The 22816-nt window shown below is 44.5% G+C and carries 21 protein-coding genes; 16 read left to right on the top strand and 5 right to left on the bottom strand.

Going from position 1 to position 22816, the window contains the following annotated elements; genetic code table 11:
• Positions 1-2: 2 nt before the first annotated feature.
• Complete coding sequence (locus tag FOC72_RS08815; RefSeq protein WP_032913327.1) at positions 3-851, bottom strand: metal ABC transporter permease; 849 nt, start codon at positions 849-851, stop codon at positions 3-5.
• A gap of 1 nt (position 852) precedes the next feature.
• Positions 853-1572: a metal ABC transporter ATP-binding protein gene (locus tag FOC72_RS08810; protein WP_032913328.1), complete on the bottom strand. Its 720-nt coding sequence runs from the start codon at positions 1570-1572 to the stop codon at positions 853-855.
• Positions 1573-1721: 149 nt separating this feature from the next.
• Here FOC72_RS08810 and FOC72_RS08805 point away from each other — a divergent pair, with 149 nt between their 5' ends.
• Together FOC72_RS08805 and FOC72_RS08800 are read left to right on the top strand one after the other, a co-directional pair.
• Positions 1722-3614, top strand: coding sequence for a M13 family metallopeptidase (locus tag FOC72_RS08805; protein ID WP_002896678.1), 1893 nt, complete (start codon positions 1722-1724; stop codon positions 3612-3614).
• Positions 3615-3846: 232 nt separating this feature from the next.
• Positions 3847-4743: a DUF7916 family protein gene (locus FOC72_RS08800; RefSeq protein WP_002896677.1), complete on the top strand. Its 897-nt coding sequence runs from the start codon at positions 3847-3849 to the stop codon at positions 4741-4743.
• Between the two features lie 89 nt (positions 4744-4832).
• On the opposite strand, the gene FOC72_RS08795 is transcribed toward FOC72_RS08800, so the two are convergent.
• Positions 4833-6029, bottom strand: coding sequence for an ROK family protein (locus FOC72_RS08795; RefSeq protein ID WP_002896676.1), 1197 nt, complete (start codon positions 6027-6029; stop codon positions 4833-4835).
• Between the two features lie 204 nt (positions 6030-6233).
• Between FOC72_RS08795 and FOC72_RS08790 the strand changes: the two genes are divergently transcribed.
• The 6 genes from FOC72_RS08790 to FOC72_RS08765 all read left to right on the top strand — a co-directional run bounded on the left by FOC72_RS08790 (position 6234) and on the right by FOC72_RS08765 (position 12496).
• Positions 6234-6551: a PTS sugar transporter subunit IIB gene (locus tag FOC72_RS08790; protein ID WP_004188921.1), complete on the top strand. Its 318-nt coding sequence runs from the start codon at positions 6234-6236 to the stop codon at positions 6549-6551.
• Between the two features lie 8 nt (positions 6552-6559).
• On the top strand, positions 6560-6877 hold the full coding sequence (locus FOC72_RS08785) for a PTS sugar transporter subunit IIA (protein WP_002896671.1): 318 nt from the start codon (positions 6560-6562) through the stop codon (positions 6875-6877).
• Positions 6878-6882: 5 nt separating this feature from the next.
• Entirely contained in the window at positions 6883-8244 is a 1362-nt protein-coding gene (locus tag FOC72_RS08780; protein ID WP_002896670.1) for a PTS sugar transporter subunit IIC, read from the top strand.
• Positions 8245-10023: a glycoside hydrolase family 35 protein gene (locus FOC72_RS08775; RefSeq protein WP_002896669.1), complete on the top strand. Its 1779-nt coding sequence runs from the start codon at positions 8245-8247 to the stop codon at positions 10021-10023. It abuts the gene before it with no gap.
• Positions 10024-10032: 9 nt separating this feature from the next.
• On the top strand, positions 10033-10962 hold the full coding sequence (locus tag FOC72_RS08770; RefSeq protein WP_002896668.1) for an aldo/keto reductase: 930 nt from the start codon (positions 10033-10035) through the stop codon (positions 10960-10962).
• 118 nt (positions 10963-11080) lie between these two features.
• Positions 11081-12496: an LPXTG cell wall anchor domain-containing protein gene (locus FOC72_RS08765; RefSeq protein WP_002896667.1), complete on the top strand. Its 1416-nt coding sequence runs from the start codon at positions 11081-11083 to the stop codon at positions 12494-12496.
• 48 nt (positions 12497-12544) lie between these two features.
• Here FOC72_RS08765 and FOC72_RS08760 read toward each other — a convergent pair whose 3' ends face one another.
• Positions 12545-13525, bottom strand: coding sequence for a nuclease-related domain-containing protein (locus FOC72_RS08760; RefSeq protein ID WP_002896666.1), 981 nt, complete (start codon positions 13523-13525; stop codon positions 12545-12547).
• Between the two features lie 211 nt (positions 13526-13736).
• Here FOC72_RS08760 and FOC72_RS08755 point away from each other — a divergent pair, with 211 nt between their 5' ends.
• A complete protein-coding gene (locus tag FOC72_RS08755; RefSeq protein ID WP_002896665.1) occupies positions 13737-14606 on the top strand; it encodes a glycosyltransferase family 2 protein in 870 nt (289 codons plus the stop codon).
• Positions 14607-14676: 70 nt separating this feature from the next.
• Here FOC72_RS08755 and FOC72_RS08750 read toward each other — a convergent pair whose 3' ends face one another.
• Entirely contained in the window at positions 14677-15453 is a 777-nt protein-coding gene (locus FOC72_RS08750) for a glycyl-radical enzyme activating protein (protein ID WP_002901594.1), read from the bottom strand.
• Positions 15454-15577: 124 nt separating this feature from the next.
• Between FOC72_RS08750 and FOC72_RS08745 the strand changes: the two genes are divergently transcribed.
• The 7 genes from FOC72_RS08745 (at position 15578) to FOC72_RS08715 (ending at position 22816) form a co-directional block, all read left to right on the top strand.
• Positions 15578-16321 (top strand): DeoR/GlpR family DNA-binding transcription regulator, encoded by a 744-nt coding sequence (locus tag FOC72_RS08745; RefSeq protein WP_002896662.1) that lies wholly within the window; start codon positions 15578-15580, stop codon positions 16319-16321.
• 16 nt (positions 16322-16337) lie between these two features.
• The gene (locus tag FOC72_RS08740) at positions 16338-17309 is read left to right on the top strand and encodes a sugar-binding transcriptional regulator (protein WP_002896661.1); all 972 of its coding nucleotides are present in this window, start codon (positions 16338-16340) and stop codon (positions 17307-17309) included.
• Positions 17310-17409: 100 nt separating this feature from the next.
• Entirely contained in the window at positions 17410-17901 is a 492-nt protein-coding gene (locus FOC72_RS08735; RefSeq protein WP_002896660.1) for a hypothetical protein, read from the top strand.
• 330 nt (positions 17902-18231) lie between these two features.
• Positions 18232-18555, top strand: a complete 324-nt coding sequence (locus FOC72_RS08730) for a PTS lactose/cellobiose transporter subunit IIA (RefSeq protein ID WP_002896659.1) — start codon at positions 18232-18234, stop codon at positions 18553-18555.
• A 20-nt stretch (positions 18556-18575) separates the two neighbouring features.
• The gene (locus tag FOC72_RS08725; RefSeq protein ID WP_002896658.1) at positions 18576-18887 is read left to right on the top strand and encodes a PTS sugar transporter subunit IIB; all 312 of its coding nucleotides are present in this window, start codon (positions 18576-18578) and stop codon (positions 18885-18887) included.
• A gap of 17 nt (positions 18888-18904) precedes the next feature.
• Positions 18905-20206, top strand: a complete 1302-nt coding sequence (locus tag FOC72_RS08720) for a PTS sugar transporter subunit IIC (protein WP_002896657.1) — start codon at positions 18905-18907, stop codon at positions 20204-20206.
• 168 nt (positions 20207-20374) lie between these two features.
• Entirely contained in the window at positions 20375-22816 is a 2442-nt protein-coding gene (locus tag FOC72_RS08715) for a glycyl radical protein (protein ID WP_002896656.1), read from the top strand.

Below are 22816 nucleotides of genomic sequence, written 5' to 3'. Positions count from 1 at the left end.
TTTTATTTTAGTTTAGGTTGGTTTTTAAGTTTTAAATAGCGTTGTTTAGGGGCAATAAAGAAAGAGATGAGAAAGATGATGGCTGAGGTCAGGACAATGCTGGAACCTGCAGCGACATTAAAGCTGTAGCCGATAAAGAGGCCCAGTACAGAAGCTAGAGCGCCCAGTCCTGAGGACAGCAGAATCATGGTTTTCAGACTGTTGGCATAGAGGTAGGCCGTTGCTGCCGGCGTTATCAAGAGAGCGACAATCAGAATGGTTCCCACGCTCTGCATGGCTGTCACAGAGACCAAGGTCAAGAGAATCATCAGCAGATAGTGATAGAAGCTGACCGGCATGCCCATGGCTTGAGCCAGCAGGGGGTCAAAGGAGGTAATCAATAGCTGCTTGAAAAAGAGGATGATGATTAAGAGCACAGCTATTCCGACTCCAATACTAATCCACATATCAATGTCCTGTACGGCCAAAATATTCCCAAAGAGAATATGAAAGAGGTCAGTGGAGCTATTGGCAACGCCAATCAGGATCACACCCAGAGCTAGGAAGGAAGAAAAGGTAATCCCAATGGCTGTATCGCTTTTGATAATGGAATTGCCCTTGATGTAGGTGATAATAATCGAGGCCAAAAGTCCGAAGGTGATGGCTCCGATAAAGAAATTAATCCCTAAAATGTAGGACAGGGCCACACCGGGCAGAACCGCATGAGAGATAGCATCCCCCATGAGTGACATGCCGCGCAGAATGATAAAGCAGCCGACAGCTCCAGCAACAATCCCAATGACGATGGCTGTGATGAGGGCATTTTGCAGGAAGTGAAAGTCCCGCAGCCCTTGGAAAAATTCTAAAATCATCCTAGGCACCTCCATTCATAAAGAGCTGGGAGCCGTAAGTCTTTTTCATATTGTCCTTGGTAAAGCTGGTCTCGGTAGGACCGAAGGCAATCAGCTTACGATTGAGCAGGATGACCCGATCAAAATAATCAACCACCTTACTCAGGTCATGATGGACAATCAGGATAATCTTGCCTGCGGCTTTGAGACTGCGCAGGGTAGACATGATAATCTCTTCGCTGACAGAGTCAATCCCGACGAAGGGCTCGTCCAAAAAGATACAATCCGCTTCTTGAACCAAGCAGCGAGCAATCAAGACCCGCTGAAATTGCCCGCCGGACAGCTGGCTAATCTGACGCTCTGCCAAGTCTTCTAAACCGACAATTTTCAATGCCTCAGCCACCTTGTTCCAATGGGAACTCTTTAGCCCCTGAAAAATCTTGAGCTGAGGGTAAAGCCCCAAAGAGACACACTCTTTGACTTTGATAGGAAAATGATAATCAATATTAATCTTTTGCTCTACGTAGGCGACCCTCTGGAGAGAGTTTTGCAGCGGCTTTTGATCCAGCAGAGTCTGGCCTTGGTGGTCAATAATCCCTAGCATGCCCTTGAGCAGGGTGGATTTTCCGGCTCCGTTAGGACCAATAATCCCAGTAATGGTTGGCTCCTTAATGGTTAATGAAAGGGGCTCAAGAGCCAGCGTATCCTGATAGCTGACAGTCAAATCTTTAATCGTAATCATCTCATACACCTCTATGGTTTTAATATACATTAAAACAAAAATTAAGTCAAGTTAATTTTTAGTAAATTTTTAAAATTAATATAAGAAATGTTTGAAAAAAGAAGTGGATTTTGATAAGGTTATATCAAAAGCATGAAAGTGAGAAGAAGATGACACGACTACAAGATGATTTCTATGATGCGGTTAATGGTGAGTGGGCCAAGACGGCGGTTATTCCTGATGATAAGCCAGTGACGGGCGGCTTCATGGATTTGGCAGATGAGATTGAGGAACTTATGCTTGCAACGACCGACAAATGGCTGGCTGGAGATGGAGTGCCAGAAGATGCCATTCTGCAGAACTTTGTTGCTTACCATCGCTTGGCAGCGGATTATGATAAACGGGAAGCGGCTGGTATTGAGCCTGCGCGTGCTTACATTGATGAAATTCGCAACCTAGCGTCTTTTGAAGACTATGCTTCTAAGATTGCTGATTTTGAGCTGGCTGGCAAGCCGACTTATTTCCCCTTTGGTGTGGCACCTGACTTTATGGATGCCCGAATCAATGTCCTCTGGGCAGACGGACCGGGAACAATTTTGCCAGATACGACCTACTATGCGGAGGACCATCCGCAGAAGGCGGATCTTCTTGCAAAATGGCGCAAGGCTCAGGAAGATTTGCTGGCCAAATTTGATTTTGCTGAGGAGGAAATTAAGGATCTTTTGGATAAAGTCTTGGAGCTGGATGCTGTTTTTGCTCAGTATGTTCTGTCTAGTGAAGAAAGCTCTGAGTATGCTAAGCTCTATCATCCTTATAAGTGGGAAGATTTCAAAGCCTTGGTGCCAGAGTTGCCTATGGCGGATATTTTCACCAAGTTAATCGGTCAAGAACCCGACCAAGTCATTGTGCCAGAAGAGCGTTTTTGGCAGGCAGCTAAGGATATCTATACAGCCACTAACTGGGATAAACTCCATGCTTTGCTGATTCTCTCTGCGGTCCGCAATACAACACCTTACCTAACGGATGACATCCGTGTCTTGGCAGGAGCTTATCATCGTGCTCTATCAGGGACTCCTCAGGCTCAGGACAAGAAAAAAGCAGCCTTTTACCTAGCCCAAGGTCCCTTTAATCAAGCTGTCGGTCTTTGGTATGCCGGTCAAAAGTTCTCACCAGAAGCCAAGGCTGATGTGGAGCAGAAAGTGGCGACGATGATTGAAGTTTATAAAAATCGCCTGGCCCAGAATGACTGGCTGACACCAGAAACTCGGGATAAGGCTATTGTCAAACTCAATGTCATCAAGCCTTATATTGGCTATCCTGATGAACTTCCTGAGCGTTACTCTCGAAAGGTTGTAGACGAAAAGCTGACTCTCTTTGAAAATGCTCAGAAGCTGAGCCAGATTGATATTGCTTACAGCTGGAGCAAGTGGAATCAACCAGTAGATTACAAGGAATGGGGTATGCCAGCCCATATGGTCAATGCCTACTACAATCCACAGAAAAACCTGATTGTCTTTCCAGCGGCTATCCTGCAGGCGCCTTTCTATGACCTGCACCAGTCCTCTTCAGCTAATTATGGTGGTATCGGAGCGGTCATCGCCCATGAGATTTCTCATGCTTTTGATACCAATGGTGCTTCCTTTGATGAAAATGGCAGCCTTAATAATTGGTGGACGGAGCATGACTACCAAGCCTTTACCGAACGGACTCAAAAGGTCATTGATCAGTTCGAAGGACAGGATTCCTATGGTGCTAAGGTCAATGGCAAGCTGACTGTTTCAGAAAATGTGGCAGATCTGGGCGGTATTGCAGCTGCCTTAGAAGCAGCCAAGAAAGAAGCGGATTTCTCTGCTGAGGAATTCTTTACCAACTTTGCACGCATCTGGCGGATGAAAGGTCGAGAGGAATATATGAAGCTCTTGGCAAGCGTTGATGTCCATGCGCCAGCCAAGCTTCGGACCAATGTGCAGCTGCCTAACTTTGACGATTTCTTTACGACCTTTGATGTGCAAGAGGGAGATGGCATGTGGCGGAGCCCAGAAGAGCGGGTGGTCATCTGGTGATGCAGAGATAAGACGTTTATCGAATCTTGCTCAAATCAAAAATAATCGAGTGCATTTCAATAGTCTGCTTTTGGTTTTGAAAGCAGACTATTTTGTCAAAGAAAATATAAAGCGTTTACATTTTTCTAGCCTTGTGCTATACTGTAGTTGATAACAAAAAATAAACAAAACATCCAAATAGAATAGATTTCAAAGTGTTTATTAATGAATAATAAAGAAAAGAGATGTTCTTATGGTAAAACGATTCATTAGTTCAAATGCTTCAGAAATTTTAAGTATGACTGCGCCGGAGCTGAAACAGAGCATCAAGGCCAGTGAGGGCCGCGTTATCCTGTCTGAAAACGTAGCTTTCAAAGAATCTTATATCGGTGATGTGACCAATGCAGAGATTGCTAGGTCTTTTGGTGCTGACTTGATTTTGCTGAATGGGATTGATATCTTCCAGCCTTTTGTGGCTGGTCTGGATGCCAAGGAAGATTTTGTTAAGGAGCTGCACCGCTTGGTGGGGCGTCCTATCGGTATCAATCTAGAGCCGGTGGACAGTCAGGCCCAGATGGCAGGAGAACGCCTGATTATCAATGAGGGGCGTCAGGCTAGTCTAGCGACCGTTCAGCGAGCAGAAGAGTTGGGCGTTGACTTTATCTGCCTGACGGGTAATCCGGGAACTGGTGTCACCAATCAAGCCATTATTGACACCATTCGAGTGGTCAAGGAGAATTTTTCAGGTCTGCTGATTGCAGGCAAAATGCATGCTTCGGGTGTGGATGAGCCGGTAGCAGACCTAGAAGCAATCGCTCAATTTATCGAAGCTGGTGTTGATATTGTCCTAGCACCGGCAGTCGGCAGTGTGCCAGGCTTTGATGAGCAGGACTTGAAGCAGATTGTCCGACTGGCCCATCAAAAGGGGGCTCTGGTTATGAGTGCTATCGGTACCAGTCAGGAGAGTGCTGATGAGGATATTGTCAAGCAAATGGCTATCCGCAACAAAATCTGCGGTGTAGATATCCAGCATATCGGAGATTCAGGCTACGGCTGTCTGGCTCCGGTTGAAAATATCTTTGCCATGAGCAAGGCTCTCAGAGGACAGCGCCACACCATTTCCATGATTTCACGTTCGATTAATAGATAGTAAAATGAGATAGACTTTTAAGGGGGAAGCTCCTAGAAAGCCTATCTCTATTTTTTATAAAAGAAAGACCGAGATTCTTGTCTCGGCCTTTATAGGTTTCCTTTTTTATCTAAAAATTCATGATAGACACAGAGACTGACTGCAGAGCGGGCGATGCTGTATTTAGAGTAGGGGATAATGACAATCTCTGCTTGTTTTTGTTTTGGAAAGAGAGGTACTTCCTGCTCTAACTGAGCCAGGACCTGTTCGGCAATAACCGGATAGGAGAATATTTGGCCGTCCAGATAAATCCTTTCGCTATCAATAAGCTGGCAGAGGTTGGAAATGGAAATGGCCAGATAGCGGCAGGCAGTATGAATCAACTCAATGCTGCCCAAGTCTCCTAATCGATAGGCGGTCATCAGACTTGTCAAATCAATGTCATTGACGTCCTCTACAAGAGTCTTTAAGAGCGATGTCTGGGAAGCCCGATACAGGATAGCTGCTTTATCAATCAGAGCGCTCTCACTGGCATAAACCTGCAGGCAGCCGTGCTTGCCGCAAGGACAGCGCTCGCCTTCAGGATTGATGACAGTATGCCCCACCTCCCCGATAAGATAATTTTCCTGGCTGTAAATACCGCCCTTGTACATGTAGGAGCAATGAATACCTCTAGCGACATGATAGACGATAAAATTACTGTCTGTCGGATGATAGCTAAAGAGGCGTTCAGCCAGTGTCAGGCAGTGGGACTTATTGGCAAAGTAGACAGGGAGGTCAAAGGCCTCTTGAATAGTCTGTAGGTTAATCTGTCCCCAGTGGGGGTTTTTAGAAATAATAAAATCACTCTCAGAGAGATTCACATGCCCCGGCAGCCCGAGGGCAATCGCTGAGATGGGGTATTGGCTGTTCTTTTTCAGAAAACCTTGAATCAGCCGGATGATTTCCTGGTCAGACGGCCCGCCTGTCACCTCGACCTGATAAGTCCGAATGCTGCTTTCTGCAATCTCACCGGTATTGTCAGCGATGACGATGGCCAGCTGTTTTTCAGAAATCTCAAAGCCCAGATAGTAGCGGCTACGAGGCGCAATATCTAGCAGGGTTTTCTTGCGGCCTACGCTCTCGTCATTGAGCTCGCCCAGCTCTAGAACCAAGCCTTCCTTGATCAGTTCATTGATGATGCTGCCGGTCGTGGCTGGTGTAATTTGAGTTTCTTTTGAAATATCAATTCGAGAAATCGGTCGTTTGGCATAGAGCTGATCCAGAACAGTTGCCCTTAGCTCGTTTTGTTTTCTAGTTCGTGTCATCTTGTTTCCTCTGCTGCTATACTATCAAAAAAAGCTAGAAATCTCAAATGTAAGCGTTGACATGGTACAGAAAAATAGTTATAATGTTTATAGAATATTAATAACATGGTGAAAAATATTCTATTTTTGGATTTTTGTTTATATATTAAAAATAAATGGCGAACGTCGTTGCTGGCTAGGTCAGATTCATAAAGGAGGATGCCGATGGAAACAAAACAGATTATGTTAGTCTGTGCGGCTGGAATGAGCACCAGTCTCATGGTCAATAAAATGCAGAAAGCTGCAGAGGAGCGAGGTTTAGCTGCGACGATATTTGCGGTGCCAGTGTCAGAAGCAGAAGACTATCTAAGCGAGAAAAAGGTTGATGTCCTTTTGCTGGGGCCTCAGGTCCGCTATCTGCTGGAGGATTTACAGGAAAAACTAGCTTCAAAAGGCATTCCGGTCGATGTTATCCCTATGACGGACTACGGAATGATGAAGGGGGATAAAGTTCTGGATCTGGCAGAGTCGCTCATGAAGTAGGTATTCCTATGGAAAATAAAGATTCCTTAGAGGTCGCTATGACCCTCATTATGTATGGCGGAGAGGCCAAGTCTTGTGCTATCGAAGCTATTGCAGCTGCTAAAAAGCAGGACTTTGACCGGGCTCAGGAGAGGCTGAGTCAGGCTCAGAAGGCCCTGCTGCAAGCCCATCACGCTCAAGCTGATATGCTGAGCAAGGAGGCACAAGGAGAAAAGACAGAACTTAGTTTATTTATGGTACATGGGCAGGATCATCTCATGACCAGTATCGCCTTTGTTGATTTGGCAAAGGAGATTGTTGATTTGCATAAAAAATTTGATGAATAGGAGAAATGCAGATGAGTAGTTTGGTTGATAAATGGCAAGCGCGTCTCATGCCTATTGCCAATAAAATCGGCAACCAAAAATTTCTGGTTGCCCTGCGGGATTCCTTTATTGGAACCATGCCTGTGATTATGACGGGCTCTTTCGCTCTCATGGTCAACGCCTTTCTATCTGACTTGCCAGGACAGTTCGGCTGGACCTGGATTTCCTCTACCTTCCAGTGGCTGATTGATATTAACTGGCTGGTATTTAAGGGCAGTATTCCTATCGTTACCCTCTTGTTCCTCTTTACCTTCGGGGTCAATATCGCTAAGATTTACAATACTGATAAGGTGTCTGCTGGTCTGGTAGCTGTTGCTTCCTATATTATTACCATTGGTGGATCAGTTACTAAAACCTTTGAGTTGGCTGGCAAAACACCAGGGCTGAGCAAGGCGATTTCAAAACTTCCGGAGCTAAAACTTGACGGCAGTAATCTGTCTGTGACGATTAACAGTGTCATTCCAGGTGACCAAATCAGTGCGCGTGGTTACTTTACTGCTATTCTGATTGGTTTTGTATCTGTTATCATCTTTTGTAAGGTCATGAATCGTAACTGGACTATCAAGCTTCCAGATTCCGTTCCGCCAGCTATCATGAAGCCGTTCCTGTCTATCATTCCGGCTGCCATTGCCATGTATGTCGTGGGAATTGCGACCTACCTCTTTAATCTGGTGACAGGCGAGCTGTTGATTGACTGGATCTATAAGATTTTGCAGGCACCGCTTCTCAGCTTGTCTCAAAGCTTCTGGGCTGTACTGCTCATTGTCTTTCTCAATAAGATTTTCTGGTTCTTCGGACTGCACGGCGGTAATGTGCTGGCGCCAGTTATGGCTAGTCTATTTGGTGTGACCATGCTGGCCAATCTGGAAGCTTATCAGGCTGGGCATGCGATTCCTTACATGTGGACGGATAATTCTTTCGGTGCTTTTGTCTGGTTTGATGCGATTGGTGTTGCCATTGCCATTCTCTGGCAATCTCGGAACAAGCACTATCGCGAAGTGGCTAAGTTGGGAATTTTCCCAATGGTCTTCAACATCGGTGAGCCGGTCATGTACGGTCTGCCAATCGTTTTGAATCCAATTATGTTTATTCCATACGTCCTGACGCCAATGGTCATGGTAACAGTAGCCTACTTTGCAACCTCTATGGGCTTGGTTGCGCCGGTTACTCAAAACGTCACCTGGGTCATGCCACCGATTCTCTACGGTTTCTTTGCGACAGCCTTCGACTGGCGGGCAATTATTCTTTCGCTGGTTAATATCGCTATTTCAACCGCTATATATCTGCCCTTTGTCAAGATGGCAGATAAACAGGAGGAGCTTGGATAGATGGCAAAATTTGAAATTAAAGAAGAATTTTACCTGGATGGCAAGCCTTTTAAGATTTTATCGGGAGCTATTCAGTATTTCCGGCTTCATCCAGACCAGTGGCGAGATACCCTTTACAATCTCAAAGCCCTGGGCTTTAATACGGTAGAAACCTATATTCCTTGGGCATTGCATGAGCCTCAGGAAGGTCAGTTTCAGGCAGAGGGCATGCTGGATTTTGAAGCATACTTCAAGTTGGTTGAGGAGATGGGGCTTTATCTCATTGTCCGGCCGACGCCTTACATCTGCGCAGAGTTTGATTTTGGAGGCCTGCCGGCCTGGCTCTTGAGATATCCTTCGATGCGCCTGCGGGTCAATCATCCGCTTTTTCTGGAGAAGGTCAGTCATTTTTATGACTGGCTCTTTCCCAAGCTTCTGCCCTATCAGAGTGATCAGGGCGGCACTATCCTCATGATGCAGGTGGAAAATGAATACGGTTCTTACGCCGAGGACAAGGCCTACATGCGCAGCATTGCGCAGATGATGAAGGTTCGTGGCGTTACGGTTCCCCTCTTTACTTCTGATGGGACATGGATAGAGGCTTTGGAATCTGGAACCTTGATTGAGGATGATATTTTTGTGACGGGGAATTTTGGCTCTCAGCCCAAGGAAAATACAGACAATCTACGAGCTTTCATGGAGCGCTATGGCAAGAAATGGCCTCTTATGTGTACTGAGTTTTGGGACGGCTGGTTCAGCCGCTGGAGCGAGGAAATCGTTCGGCGAGAGGCAGAAGATTTGGCCCAGGATGTCAAAAAAATGCTGCAGCTGGGCAGCATGAACCTCTTCCTCTTGAGAGGTGGGACAAACTTTGGTTTTATCAGTGGCTGTTCAGCCCGCAAGACCAAGGATTTGCCACAGATTACCTCCTATGATTTTGACGCACCCATTACTGAGTGGGGGCAGCCGACCGAGAAATACTACGCTGTTCAGCGGGTGACCCACGAGGTCTTTCCAGAGCTTGAGCAGATGGAGCCGATTAGCCGACAGGCCAAGGCCTATGGCAGTTTTCCACTGCTTGGTACTGCAAACCTGCTGGATGTGGCAGCGGATATCACAGAGGAAATTTTGCTGGATTATCCGCAGCCTATGGAGCAGATTGAGCAGAATCATGGCTATATCCTCTACCGTTCCGATATCAAAAATCAATACCATGAGGAAAGGCTCAAGGCATTGGAGACTCATGACCGCTGTCATTTTTATATCAATCAGGAGCACCTGGCTACCCAGTATCGGGAAGAAATCGGTGATGAGATGCTCTTCTCAGCTGATACCGAGCGGATTCAGATTGATGTGCTGGTGGAAAATATGGGACGTGTCAACTATGGTTACAAGCTAGGCGCACCCAGTCAATCCAAGGGAGTCAAGGGTGGTATCATGATTAACCACCAGTTCCGAAAGGGTTGGAAGCATTATGCGCTCAAGTTTGACAAGGAAATGCTGGCCAAGCTAGATTGTTACTCAGATCCACCGGAAAAAGTCAAAGCACCGACCTTCTATCGCTTTGAAGCGAAGTTGGATGATATCGCTGATACCTTCATTGATTGCTCTAAGTATGGGAAGGGCTGTATTTCGGTCAATGGGTTCAACCTTGGCCGCTACTGGAATGAAGGACCGATTCACTATCTCTATGTGCCGTCTGGCTTGCTTAAGGAGAAGAATGAGTTTATCGTCTTTGAAACTGAAAATGTCAAGATTGAAGAGTTGACCTTGCTTGACCATCCAGTCTATAAGAAATGAGGTGTTGCGATGAAATATATGACAGTCGGGAATGAACTGAAAGAAGCCAGTCAGCTGATTTTGGGTTGCATGCGACTGGCAGAGCATGATCCTAAAGAGGTTGTTTCCGTTCTTGAAACAGCATTAGAAGTGGGAATTAATTTCTTTGACCACTCAGATGTTTATGCTGGAGGCCAGTCTGAAGCAAAGTTTGCACAGGCTCTTCGCTCGGCTAAGATTCCCCGGGATCGAGTTCTCATCCAGTCCAAGTGCGGACTGCGGGATGTTCACACCAACTACCATTTTGACTTTTCTAAGGATTATATTATCAGCTCGGTTGAAGGCAGCTTGGAGCGTTTGCAGACAGACTATCTGGATGTGCTCCTCCTGCACCGGCCAGATGCTCTTGTAGAGCCGGAAGAGGTGGCTGAAGCTTTCTCACGTCTGCACCAAGCTGGGAAGGTCCGCTATTTCGGAGTCAGCAATCAAAATCCTTATCAAATGGAGCTGCTGCAAAAGAGTGTGGAGCAGCCCTTGATTGCCAACCAACTGCAGTTTGGTCCAGCCCATACTCCGATGTTGGATGCTGGGCTCAATGCCAATATGCTCAATCCTTTAGCAATCGTTCGGGATGGTAGTGTGTTAGACTATTGTCGATTGCATCATATCACGATTCAGTCTTGGTCACCATTTCAGGTTGACTTGAACCAGGGACTCTTTATAGAGCATCCTAAATATGCTCAGCTTACAGAAACTCTGCACGCCTTTGCGTCAGACTATCAAGTTTCTTTTGAAGCCCTAGTTCTCGCCTGGATTTTGCGTCATCCAGCACAAATGCAGCCGATTGTTGGCTCCATGAATCCACAACGAATTCGCTCAATGGTGGCTGCTTTTGATATTGAGCTCTCTCGGGCTGACTGGTATAAGATTTACAAGAGTGCGGGGAATCCTCTGCCCTAAGCTTGTTTTTGCTGGGAGATTATTTGTTATTCAGAATCAATGAAGGCTAAGAGCAGTGAATCAGTCTGCATACTTCATTGATTAAGCTCGACTCTGCACCTTATGAAAGGAGAATGATATGAATAATAAGTTTTCTTGGCAAGCTATAACAAAATCTGCTTCTGCTGCCAAGTATGGGAGCGGCTTGCTGCTATGTGCTTCCCTCTTGTCCTTAGCAGCTTTTACAGCTGTCTCAAGAGTTGAAGCAGAAGATGTTGCGCCTGCCCCTGCCGCAGTGGCTGAAACGCCGGCTTCTCCAGCACCGCAAGCAAGTCCTGAGGCTGAAAATCCAGCTGTGGCTGAACCCCAAGCAGCTCCTGCAAATCAGGCTGAATCAGCTGCAGCCGCTAGCGAGTTGCCAGCCAATCAGGTCATGTCCGATGAGCAGAAGCAGCGCGCCATTGCTCAGATGGGAGCCAATCAAGGGGATGTCTGGGTTTGGTCGGAGGAAAATGTCGTTGAAGAAAATGGGGAGCGTCAAAAGCGCGGTCCTAATGGCGGTCCTGGCCAATTTAATGGCGGAGCCGTCGTGTTAGGCGGTCGTCCGACTTATGACCCAGCAGCTGATTGGTACTACCTAGCTTATAAAGGCGAAGGGATGACTGACGAAGAAGCGAAGGCTGTCTTTGACAAGGAACGCGGCAAATGGATGAATGAATTTGATCCTTGGGGTGTTGTGATGGAAATGACGGACAATAAGGCCAGCAATGCTTGGGCGGATATTCGTAACATGCAGGCTTTCGTGCTCCGGAAGGACTCCAATGTTTGGGAGAAAATTGTGGATCACCCTCAAGGGGTTCAATGGGTTTCTCAATTCAAGGGGAATATGTCCAGCAACGTAGGAGATGCCCAGCAGGAAGCCTTGGCTGGCGGGGGAACAGCTATTGAGGTCTTACCTAAGCAAGATCGGGTTGCCCACTGGGGTTCTGATCAAGCCCGTGATATTCCAAATCCTCAAACCATTCGGGCTGTTTTAGTTTCCGTAGAAGCTCGTATTTCTGAAAAATCTGATCCAGATGCCAAGCTTGGTATTCAAGTTGGTGGTGACTGGAAATTTGCTGAAGAAGTGAGCAAGCCGCTCTGGTATCCAGGAGCTGGTCTGGCTGGTATTCAGCGACTGACCAAGGATTGGGCGCGTTATTATTTTGTCAGCCTCACTGGTATTCAAGATGCAGTTGAAGAAAGGGCCATTTCACAAGATGAGTTTATGAAGAGTATCGTACCGTTGGCCGATATGGAGCAGGCCTCTCAAAATCAAGCCCAGCAGCAAACTCCTGCAAGTCCTGATTCAAAGAGTAGCCAGGTGGAAAATCTAACCTACAAAGCAAACGGCCAGACGGACCCTCAAGCATCGTCTCAAGAGCCAACTCTTCAACAAGCTTCTTCCAAACAACTACCTAAGACCGGCAGCCAAAGCAGTCTATTGACCAATCTGCTTGGACTCGGACTCTTAGGGCTGGGAGCTGGCTTCCTTGGCTTGAAGAAAAAATCTTAGTTTTGCAAGCTAGAGGAAAAATAATCTACAAAAAAGCAACAGCAGATTCTAGCTGTTGCTTTGTGTTTGGTTTAGGTTTTGTATGATAGGCTGTCCGAGATTAGATGCTTGAGCAACTTGCTCGGCAAGCGGGTTGCAGACAGGCTCTTGGTATTTTTGAGTAAAGCGGCATCTTGGGAAATTGGAGCAGCCCCAAAATTGCTGACCGGCCTTAGAACCTTTGGCTGCTGTACGGAGCACTAATCCATGCTGGCAGCGAGGGCAGATCTTTTCTGCTTCTCTACGCTGTTTATTTTGAGCAATGCTATTAATATGGCGCTCTTTGATGACCTGCTTTCGCTTAGTCAGGGGCAGGAGCATACGATAGAGGTCGTCAATCTGCTCGGGCGACAGGTAGACTGGACTTTGGCAGGCCTGCTGGTCAATTGCCCCAATCACTTGCCAGGTCTGAATAACCTTATGCCTGTCACTGTTTAGATGGATTTCTTTAAGCTGACAGTCATTGCCAAAGACGATATAGGAATATAGATTTGGGGTGTATTGGTTGAGATAGTAGCTGAGCCATTTGAGATGGACTTTATTTTGAATAATGGGATTGAAAAAAGAATTCTTGTAGGATTTTCCTCGGCCTCTGGAAAGAACCTGAGTCCAGTATTGCTGATTTTCTGAGCCGAAAATCCAGCCCTTGTAGTTTTTGGACTCAAAAATGTAAATTCCAGATGGATGAATCAGCAAGGCATCAATCTCAGTGGTAGTGCCATCTTCTTTGAAGATGTAGAGATTGTATAAAATCTTTTTATAGCCATAGAGCTGGTTCAAGACCTGACCAAGCTGGTACTCTCCCTGTTTTCCCTTGTTGTATTTGAGTTCCCAAGGGGCAGTCTGGGTTTGCTGGAAATAGTCAGGCTCTGGGCTTTGGCTGGACGACCAATCCGAGTCCCTATCTTCCCTGTCTTCAAGCAGCTTATAACTGATAAAAAAGACGATGCCAAAGACAGCCATAAATGCGATGAAAAAGAATCCAAACATTTCCTAATCTCCCTTAAAATCCCTAATTCGAGTATAGCATAAAATAAAGGACGGAAGATTTTTATAAGTGTAAAAACAAAACAATTGAACAACAAATCAAAATATGTCTAAAAAGCGGAAACTACCCTTTAAAAATTTATTTTCCCAAAAACACCTCACAAACCTAAAAAATCATGTATAATAAAAAGACAGGAAAAGAATAGGAGTTATCATGTCTCAGGAATTAATCAGTGTTATCATCCCTGTTTACAATGTTGAGCAGTATTTAGCAGAATGTGTGAACAGCGTCTGTCGTCAGACATATCAAAATCTGGAAATTATTCTAGTCAATGATGGTTCAACAGATGCTTCTGGCCAGATTTGCCAAGAGCTAGCTGATCAGGATGCGAGGATTCGTCTCATTCATCAGGAAAATCAAGGCTTGTCCGGTGCCCGCAACACAGGGATTGAGCACTCTAGTGCAGACTATTTGATTTTTGTAGATTCGGATGACTGGCTGCCTGAGCAGCATGTTGCCCGCCTTTATGAAAAGCTCAAGGAGTACGATGCGGATATTGCCATTGGTCACCACTGTAGCTTTCGTGCAGAGGATTCAGCCTTCCTCTACTATTCGACAGAGCATTTTGAAACCCTCTATACGCGAGAAGAGATAATCGAGGAGTATCCTAGACGGCGCATGCTAGACGGTGTCTTTCTTTGTGCCTGGGCCAAGCTCTATAAACGTAAGCTCTTTGATACAGTGCGCTATCCAGTCGGCCGAGTGGCCGAAGATGCTTTTACGACTTATAAGCTGTACCTTCAGTCAGAAAAGATTATCTACCTCAATGAACCGCTCTATTACTATCGCTTGCGGCCAAATAGCATCTCCATGACTTGGAATGAGCAGTGGTTCCGAGACTTGATTATAGGTTTTGAGGAGCAGCTAGCCATTTTGGGTAAGCTGGGCTATGACCTGAGCTTCTACTACAAATACTACGCTTTCCTGCTCCAGTATTGTCGCGACAGCGCTGCAGCTGTCGGTATGCAGTCCAGTCTGGTCTATCAGGAAATTGAAAGCAAACTCAAACTATTTGGAGAATAAACAAAACAAGCCACCTTTCAACCGTAGGGTTGACAATGTGGCTTGTTTTTTGGTGTTTGAAAATTAAAGACTAAAAATAACAATTAATGTCATGCTTCAAAAAGACATCTTGGTATTCAAATAAGTCTTCAGGGTGCAAGGCCTTGACATCTTCCATGGCATACTTTCGGCCAAGTAATTTGTATTTATTTTCGCCAAATTGATGGAAAGGCAACAGCTGGACTTGATCGATGGATAGTTCATTAAACAAAGTCGCAAACCGCTCTGCATCTTCTAAAGAGTCATTAAAATCTGGAATGACAGGAATGCGCAGAACAATCGTCTTTTGATGAGTGAAGGCGTAGTGGATATTCTGAACAATTAATTCGTTTTTTACTCCAGTCACCTTGCGGTGGTTGACAGAGTTATAATGTTTCAGGTCTGTATAGATAAAATCAACGTACTGGATGAGATCCACGAATTTTTCATGTTCTACAAAGGCAGTTGTTTCAATAGCGGTATGAATCCCTTTTTCCTTAGCCGCTTTGAGAATGGCCTTGGCAAATTCAAACTGGGCGAAAATCTCTCCGCCAGATAAGGTTAGGCCACCGCCAGATTCTTCATAAAAATCTCTGTCCTTTAGGACTTCGTTGATAATCTCCTCGACACTTCTTTCCTCCCCCATAGTGATGCTTTTTTTGGTAGTAGCATCCAGCATAGGCTCGGGTCTGAATTGCTGTGATTCTGGATTAGAGCACCAAGGGCAGCGCAGAGGACAGCCCTTGAGGAAAACCGTTGTACGAATCCCTGGTCCATCATGAATACTGAAATGTTGGATGTTGAAAATAATTCCTTTTGTTGTTTCCATACTCAGGCCTCCTTTGGATATAATCATTATAACTTATTTTAGAAAGAAAAACAATTACGAATGAAAGTTATTTTTATTTTATTTTTAAGGCGTCTTTTGTTACAATAATAGCAGAGGTGATAGAATGGAACGTTTAGATGAAATTGTTAAATTAGTATCTGAATTTGAACGAATTGATGTCAATACTTTGTCTGACCGGTTAAAAGTGTCCAAAGTAACGATTCGCAAGGACTTGGATAAGCTGGAAACCAAAGGTCTACTGCGCAGAGAGCATGGCTATGCTGTTTTAAATAGCGGCGATGATCTGAATGTCAGACTTTCCTTTCATTATGATACCAAGCGCCGAATTGCCCAGGAAGCAGCAAAAATCGTTCAGGATAATGAAACCATTATGATCGAATCAGGTTCGACCTGTGCCTTGCTAGCTGAGGAAATCTGCCGGACGAAGAAGAATGTCAAGATTATTACCAATTCTTATTTTATTGCGGATTATATAAAACAAACTGATTCTTGTAAAATTATCTTACTGGGCGGAGAATTTCAGAAAGATTCTCAAGTGACAGTAGGGCCTCTTCTCAAGGAAATGATCCGCTTTTTCCACGTAGAACATGCTTTTGTCGGAACAGATGGCTATGATGAAAATCTAGGCTTTACAGGCAAGGACCTGATGCGGAGTGAGGTTGTGCAGTATATGTCAGAGGCATCTGACCAGATGATTGTCTTGACGGACTCAAGTAAGTTTACCAGAAAAGGAACGGTTAAGAGATTTGGCTTCAAACAGATTGCCCAAGTGGTGACTGACAAGGCGATTCCTAAAGAGGCTGTTGAGCGCTTGAAAGCTGCCGATATCAAGCTGACTCTGATCTAGCAGAGAAGGAGATAAGATGAAAAATGAAAGAAAAAAACTATTGGCAAAAATTGCTTATCTCTACTACATAGAAGAAAGAAGCCAGTCTGACATTGCGGCTGAGACAGGGATTTATCGCACCACTATCAGCCGAATGCTGGCAGAAGCTAAAAAAGAAGGCATTGTGAAGATTGAGATCGAAGATTTCGATACCCGCTTGTTCCATTTGGAAAACTATGTAAAAGAAAAATACGGGCTCAAGGGAATCGAAATTGTCAGTAACTTAGTAGATGAATCTCCAGCAGACCTGGAAGAGAGGTTGGCTCAAGCTGCTGCAGGTATGCTGCGCGGCCTGATTAAAGACAATGATAAAGTGGGATTTTCTTGGGGAAAGAGCTTGAGCCTTTTAGTAGAGCACTCTAGCAGCAAGCATTTGACAAATGTCCATTTCTTTCCTTTGGCAGGTGGACCGAGTCATATCCATGCACGCTATCATGTGAACACCCTCATCTATAGCATGGCTGGAAAATACCATGGGGACTGCCGTTTTATGAATTCCACGATTATTCAGGAGAACGAGCAACTGACAAATGGAATATTGGCTTCTAAATATTTTGAAGATCTGAAAAGCAGCTGGCAGGAGCTGGATGTGGCTGTGGTTGGTATTGGAGGGCAGGTTGACACGAGAAATCGTCAATGGCTGGACATGCTGACCTCAGAGGATTTTCTTGCTCTAGAGAGTCAGGATGCTGTCGGAGAAATCTGCTGTCGCTTCTTTAATAAAAAAGGGGAGATGGTCTACCAGCATTTGCAAAATCGAACGATTGCCATCTCTTTGGAAAATTTGAAAAAAGTGCCGCTTAGTCTGGCCTTTGCCTATGGCAGTCAAAAATCTGCTGCTATCTTAGCGGTGTTGCGAGCTGGCTATGTCAATCATTTGATTACGGATGAGGCGACTATTTTGAAAATGCTAGACTTGGACGGAGATAGGAGTTTCCTCACTTCCTGATGGCATTAGAATCTCAGGTGAATAAGATTTCCAAAACGAAATTTAGGAACCCTATTTTTTATGTAAAATTAGCACTTATGTATGGAGGTGGATTGTTGATTTGAAAAAGTTAATGAAACGAAAATTGACTAGTTTAGCCACAGGGGAGCTAGTCGCTGTGCTAGTATTTTGGATGAATTTTTTCCTTCTCAAAAAATGGATTCTTACTACTGGAGCTTTGATTTCTATTTCTTTCTCCTTGTTTGTACTGAGTTTTATTTTGATACAGGGCTCTGTTTTCTGGTGGATTTTGATAAAAAGGATTTCCAATCCAAGATTTGCTGAAAGATATACAGGCAAGATTTACAGAATACTAAAGATCTTAGACCTTATTTTACTAGGTGTAGGGGCCTTGATAATTATTTTAAATTACAGTGAATTTCCCACATCCATAATCTTTTTAGCAATTTGTTTTTTTGCTGTCATCGAGTGGATTAATTATTTTAAATTACAATTATCCTATAGTCTGAATCCTGCTGTTTTATTGAAATATATCCTCCAGAGGAAATTGCGGAAAAGTAGAATAGCAAAGGAAATTGAGAAAGCTGCATAAAAAGATAAGTTTCGGTTTCTTAAAATAGCATATATGAGGAAGTAGAAGCGAATAGCTGCTACTTCTTTTTTGTGCCGAATCTGCTTATCGTTCTTATCTAATAGAGTGCCTTTGAATCGCAGATGAATACAGCTGTACAGAACTGTCCTTTATCGGGGGAGTTTTTATTCTGCACAAATGTGCAAAATAATTTAAATAAGCTAATTTGTTCTATAATATATTGACGGACTGAGATAAAGGTGATACATTCTAGTTACAAACAAAAATAAATCACTTTCAAACAAAAGAACAAGTTTTTGTTAATCATAAAGATAGGAGCGATTGTAACATATGGAAATGATTGTAGCAGATCAAATTATCATGGGTCTTATCTTAGACGCTGGTGATGCCAAGCAGCATATTTATCAAGCTTTATCACTAGCTAAAGATGGTAAGTTTTCAGAATGCGATGAGCAGATTGAGCTGGCAGATAAGGCGCTGTTAGAGGCCCATAACTTGCAGACCAAGTTCCTAGCTCAGGAAGCTGGAGGAACGAAAACAGAGATTACAGCACTGTTTGTTCATTCTCAAGATCATTTGATGACTAGCATTACAGAGATTAACCTCATCAAAGAAATCATCGACTTGAGAAGAGAATTACAAGGGGAAAAATAAATCATCAGGAGGATGAAAAGATGGTTAAGATTGGTTTGTTTTGCGCGGCAGGTTTTTCAACAGGAATGTTGGTCAACAATATGAAAATAGCTGCAGCTGAAAAAGGGCTGGAAGCTGAGATTGAAGCCTACTCTCAGGCTAAGTTGGCTGATTATGCAGCGGATCTGGATGTCGCTTTATTGGGCCCGCAGGTAGCCTATACACTAGACAAATCTACAGCTATTTGCGACAGCTGCCATACTCCGATTGCAGTTATTCCGATGGCTGATTACGGTATGCTAGATGGCGAAAAAGTGTTAAACCTCGCTTTGAGTTTGTTGGATAAACATTAAAATCAAGGAGCTTCGTTATGTCTAAAGTGGATACTCAAAAAATCATTGCGCCGATTATGAAGTTTGTCAATATGCGCGGGATTATCGCCTTAAAAGACGGTATGTTGGCAATTTTGCCTCTTACAGTTGTGGGAAGTCTATTCTTGATTGTAGGGCAATTGCCGTTTGAAGGTCTAAATCAAGCCATTGCTGGTGTGTTTGGGGCTGACTGGACAGAACCGTTTATGCAGGTTTATTCAGGAACCTTTGCCATTATGGGGCTGATTTCCTGTTTTTCAATTGGTTATTCTTATGCCAAGAATAGCGGTGTAGAGCCTCTGCCGGCAGGGGTGTTGTCTCTTTCTTCTTTCTTTATACTTTTGAAATCCTCCTACATACCAGAAAAGGGTGAGGCGATTGCAGATGCGATTGCCAAGGTCTGGTTTGGCGGACAAGGAATCATTGGAGCCATTCTCATTGGTCTGGCAGTTGGCAGTATCTATACGATTTTCATTCAAAAGCATATTGTCATCAAAATGCCAGAGCAGGTTCCTCAAGCGATTGCCAAGCAGTTTGAAGCCATGATTCCTGCTTTCGTTATTTTCTTGCTGTCAATGCTTGTTTATATTATTGCCAAGATAGTGACAGGTGGCGGTACCTTTATTGAGATGATTTACGATGTCATTCAGGTGCCTCTGCAAGGTCTGACAGGCTCTCTGTATGGAGCTATCGGTATTGCTTTCTTTATTTCTTTCCTGTGGTGGTTCGGCGTCCACGGTCAGTCCGTTGTCAATGGTGTCGTAACAGCTTTGCTACTGTCAAATCTAGATGCCAATAAGGCCCTGCTTGCTGCAGATAAGCTGTCCGTTAGTCAAGGCGCTCATATTGTGACCCAACAGTTCTTGGATAGTTTTCTTATCTTATCGGGATCCGGTATTACTTTCGGAGTGGTCGTGGCCATGCTCTTTGCTGCCAAGTCCAAACAGTATAAGGCTCTGGGGAAAGTTGCTGCTTTCCCGGCAATCTTTAATGTCAATGAGCCAGTTGTCTTTGGTTTTCCGATTGTGATGAATCCGGTCATGTTTCTGCCCTTTGTTTTGGTACCGGTTCTAGCCGCTTTGATTGTCTACATGGCGATTGCGGTCGGCTTTATGCAGCCATTCGCAGGTGTGACTTTGCCTTGGAGTACACCGGCTATCATTTCTGGCTTTATGGTCGCTGGCTGGCAAGGGGCAGTCATTCAAATTGTCATTCTAGCTATGTCTGCCTTTGTCTATTTCCCATTTGTGAAGTTTCAGGATAAGATTGCCTACAATAACGAATTGAAAAATGAAGAATAATCTGATTTTGATGGATAAAAACACAAAAGTTTCTTGGCTCAGATGGCACAAATGTGCAAAAAATCTTTAATTCAGTAATCGCCTATAAATGATTGAATTCTAGGATTTTGCATGTTACAATAGTTACGAAAGAAATAAATTAAATTTCATAAGAAAGGTCGTGGCCAAATGATCCAAGTAAAAGAAGTAGAAAAAACAACAATAAAAACAGACTATTTTGGTAGCTTAACAGAGCGGATGAATAAATATCGGGAAGATGTTTTAAATAAAAAGCCCTATATTGATGCAGAGCGTGCTGTCCTAGCTACTAAGGCCTATGATAAGCATAAGGAAAAACCAAATGTGTTGAAACGTGCTTATATGCTTAAAGAGATTTTGGAAAATATGACGCTTTATATCGAAGATGAAACGATGATTGTCGGCAATCAGGCTTCATCTAATAAAGACGCGCCTATCTTCCCAGAGTATACTTTAGAGTTTGTACTCAATGAACTAGATCTTTTTGAGAAGCGGGACGGAGACGTCTTCTACATTACAGAAGAAACCAAAGAGCAGCTCCGCAGCATCGCTCCTTTCTGGGAAAATAATAACCTCCGTGCGAGAGCTGGAGCTTTACTTCCAGAGGAAGTTCAGGTTTATATGGAAACTGGCTTCTTTGGCATGGAAGGAAAGATGAACTCTGGGGATGCCCACTTGGCGGTCAACTATCAAAAACTCTTGGCCTATGGACTGAAAGGTTTTGAAGAAAAAGCTCGCGCAGCTAAGGAAGCCTTGGATTTGACCGATCCGGCTAGTATTGATAAATACCACTTCTATGATTCCATTTTCATCGTAGTAGATGCTGTGAAAGCTTATGCGGAGCGTTTTGTGGCCTTGGCCAATCAGCTTGCTGAAAAAGCAGAGCCTAAGCGCCGTCAAGAGCTCTTAGAAATCGCTAGAATCTGTTCTAAAGTGCCGTACGAGCCAGCATCAACCTTTGCTGAAGCTGTTCAGTCTGTTTGGTTTATCCAGTGTATCCTTCAGATTGAGTCCAACGGACATTCACTCTCTTATGGCCGCTTTGACCAGTACATGTATCCTTATGTCAAGGCAGATTTGGAAGCTGGACGTGAGACAGAGGCTAGTATTGTGGAACGCTTAACCAATCTCTGGATTAAGACGATTACCATTAATAAAGTGCGCAGCCAGGCCCACACATTCTCATCTGCGGGCAGTCCCCTTTATCAAAATGTGACAATCGGTGGCCAAACGAGAGATAAGAGAGATGCAGTCAACCCGCTTTCCTACCTTGTCTTGAAATCTGTAGCTCAAACTCATCTTCCTCAGCCGAATCTGACTGTTCGCTATCATGCAGGCTTAGATGCTCGCTTTATGAATGAGTGTATCGAAGTCATGAAGCTTGGTTTCGGTATGCCGGCCTTCAATAATGATGAAATCATCATTCCGTCCTTTATCGCCAAAGGCGTTTTGGAAGAAGATGCATACGATTACAGTGCTATCGGCTGTGTGGAAACTGCTGTGCCTGGTAAATGGGGCTACCGTTGTACAGGCATGAGCTACATGAACTTCCCTAAGGTACTCCTGATTACTATGAACGATGGAATTGATCCAGCATCTGGCAAGCGCTTTGCACCAAGCTTCGGTCATTTTAAAGATATGAAGAGCTTTGCTGAGCTGCAAACGGCTTGGGACAAGACCTTGCGCCATTTGACCCGCATGAGTGTCATCGTGGAAAATTCTATTGACCTGTCTCTTGAAAGAGAAGTGCCGGATATCCTCTGCTCAGCTTTGACAGATGACTGTATCGGACGCGGTAAGCATTTGAAAGAGGGCGGAGCTGTCTATGACTATATTTCCGGTCTTCAAGTCGGTATTGCCAATCTATCAGACTCATTGGCGGCTATCAAAAAGCTGGTCTTTGAGGAAGGCAGGCTGACTCCGGCTGAACTCTGGCATGCACTTGAAACGGACTATGCAGGTGAGCGGGGTAAAGAAATTCAAGAGATGCTGATTCATGATGCACCAAAATATGGTAATGATGATGATTACGCAGATAAGCTAGTGACAGATGCTTATGATATTTATGTGGATGAAATCGCTAAATATCCAAATACCCGTTATGGCCGCGGTCCAATTGGCGGTATCCGCTACTCAGGAACGTCTTCTATTTCAGCCAATGTAGGTCAAGGTCGCGGTACCTTGGCGACACCAGATGGCCGCAATGCCGGAACACCGCTCGCTGAAGGCTGCTCTCCATCCCACAATATGGACAAGAACGGCCCAACCTCCGTATTGAAATCTGTTTCTAAATTACCGACAGACGAAATCGTAGGTGGCGTTCTGCTTAATCAAAAAGTCAATCCTCAGACCCTGTCTAAGGAAGAAGATAAAGTGAAACTTATTGCCTTGCTTCGTACATTCTTTAACCGTCTGCATGGCTATCATATCCAATACAATGTCGTTTCTCGGGAAACCTTGATTGATGCTCAGAAGCATCCTGAAAAACACCGCGATTTGATTGTTCGTGTTGCAGGGTACTCTGCTTTCTTCAATGTGCTTTCCAAGGCGACGCAAGATGATATTATTGGACGTACGGAGCACACATTGTAA

Origin of the sequence: Streptococcus sanguinis (genome assembly GCF_013343115.1) — a bacterium.
Lineage (GTDB): Bacteria > Bacillota > Bacilli > Lactobacillales > Streptococcaceae > Streptococcus > Streptococcus sanguinis_H.
Note: the sequence above shows the minus strand (reverse complement) of the source record. Positions and strands in the feature narration are given on the sequence as shown.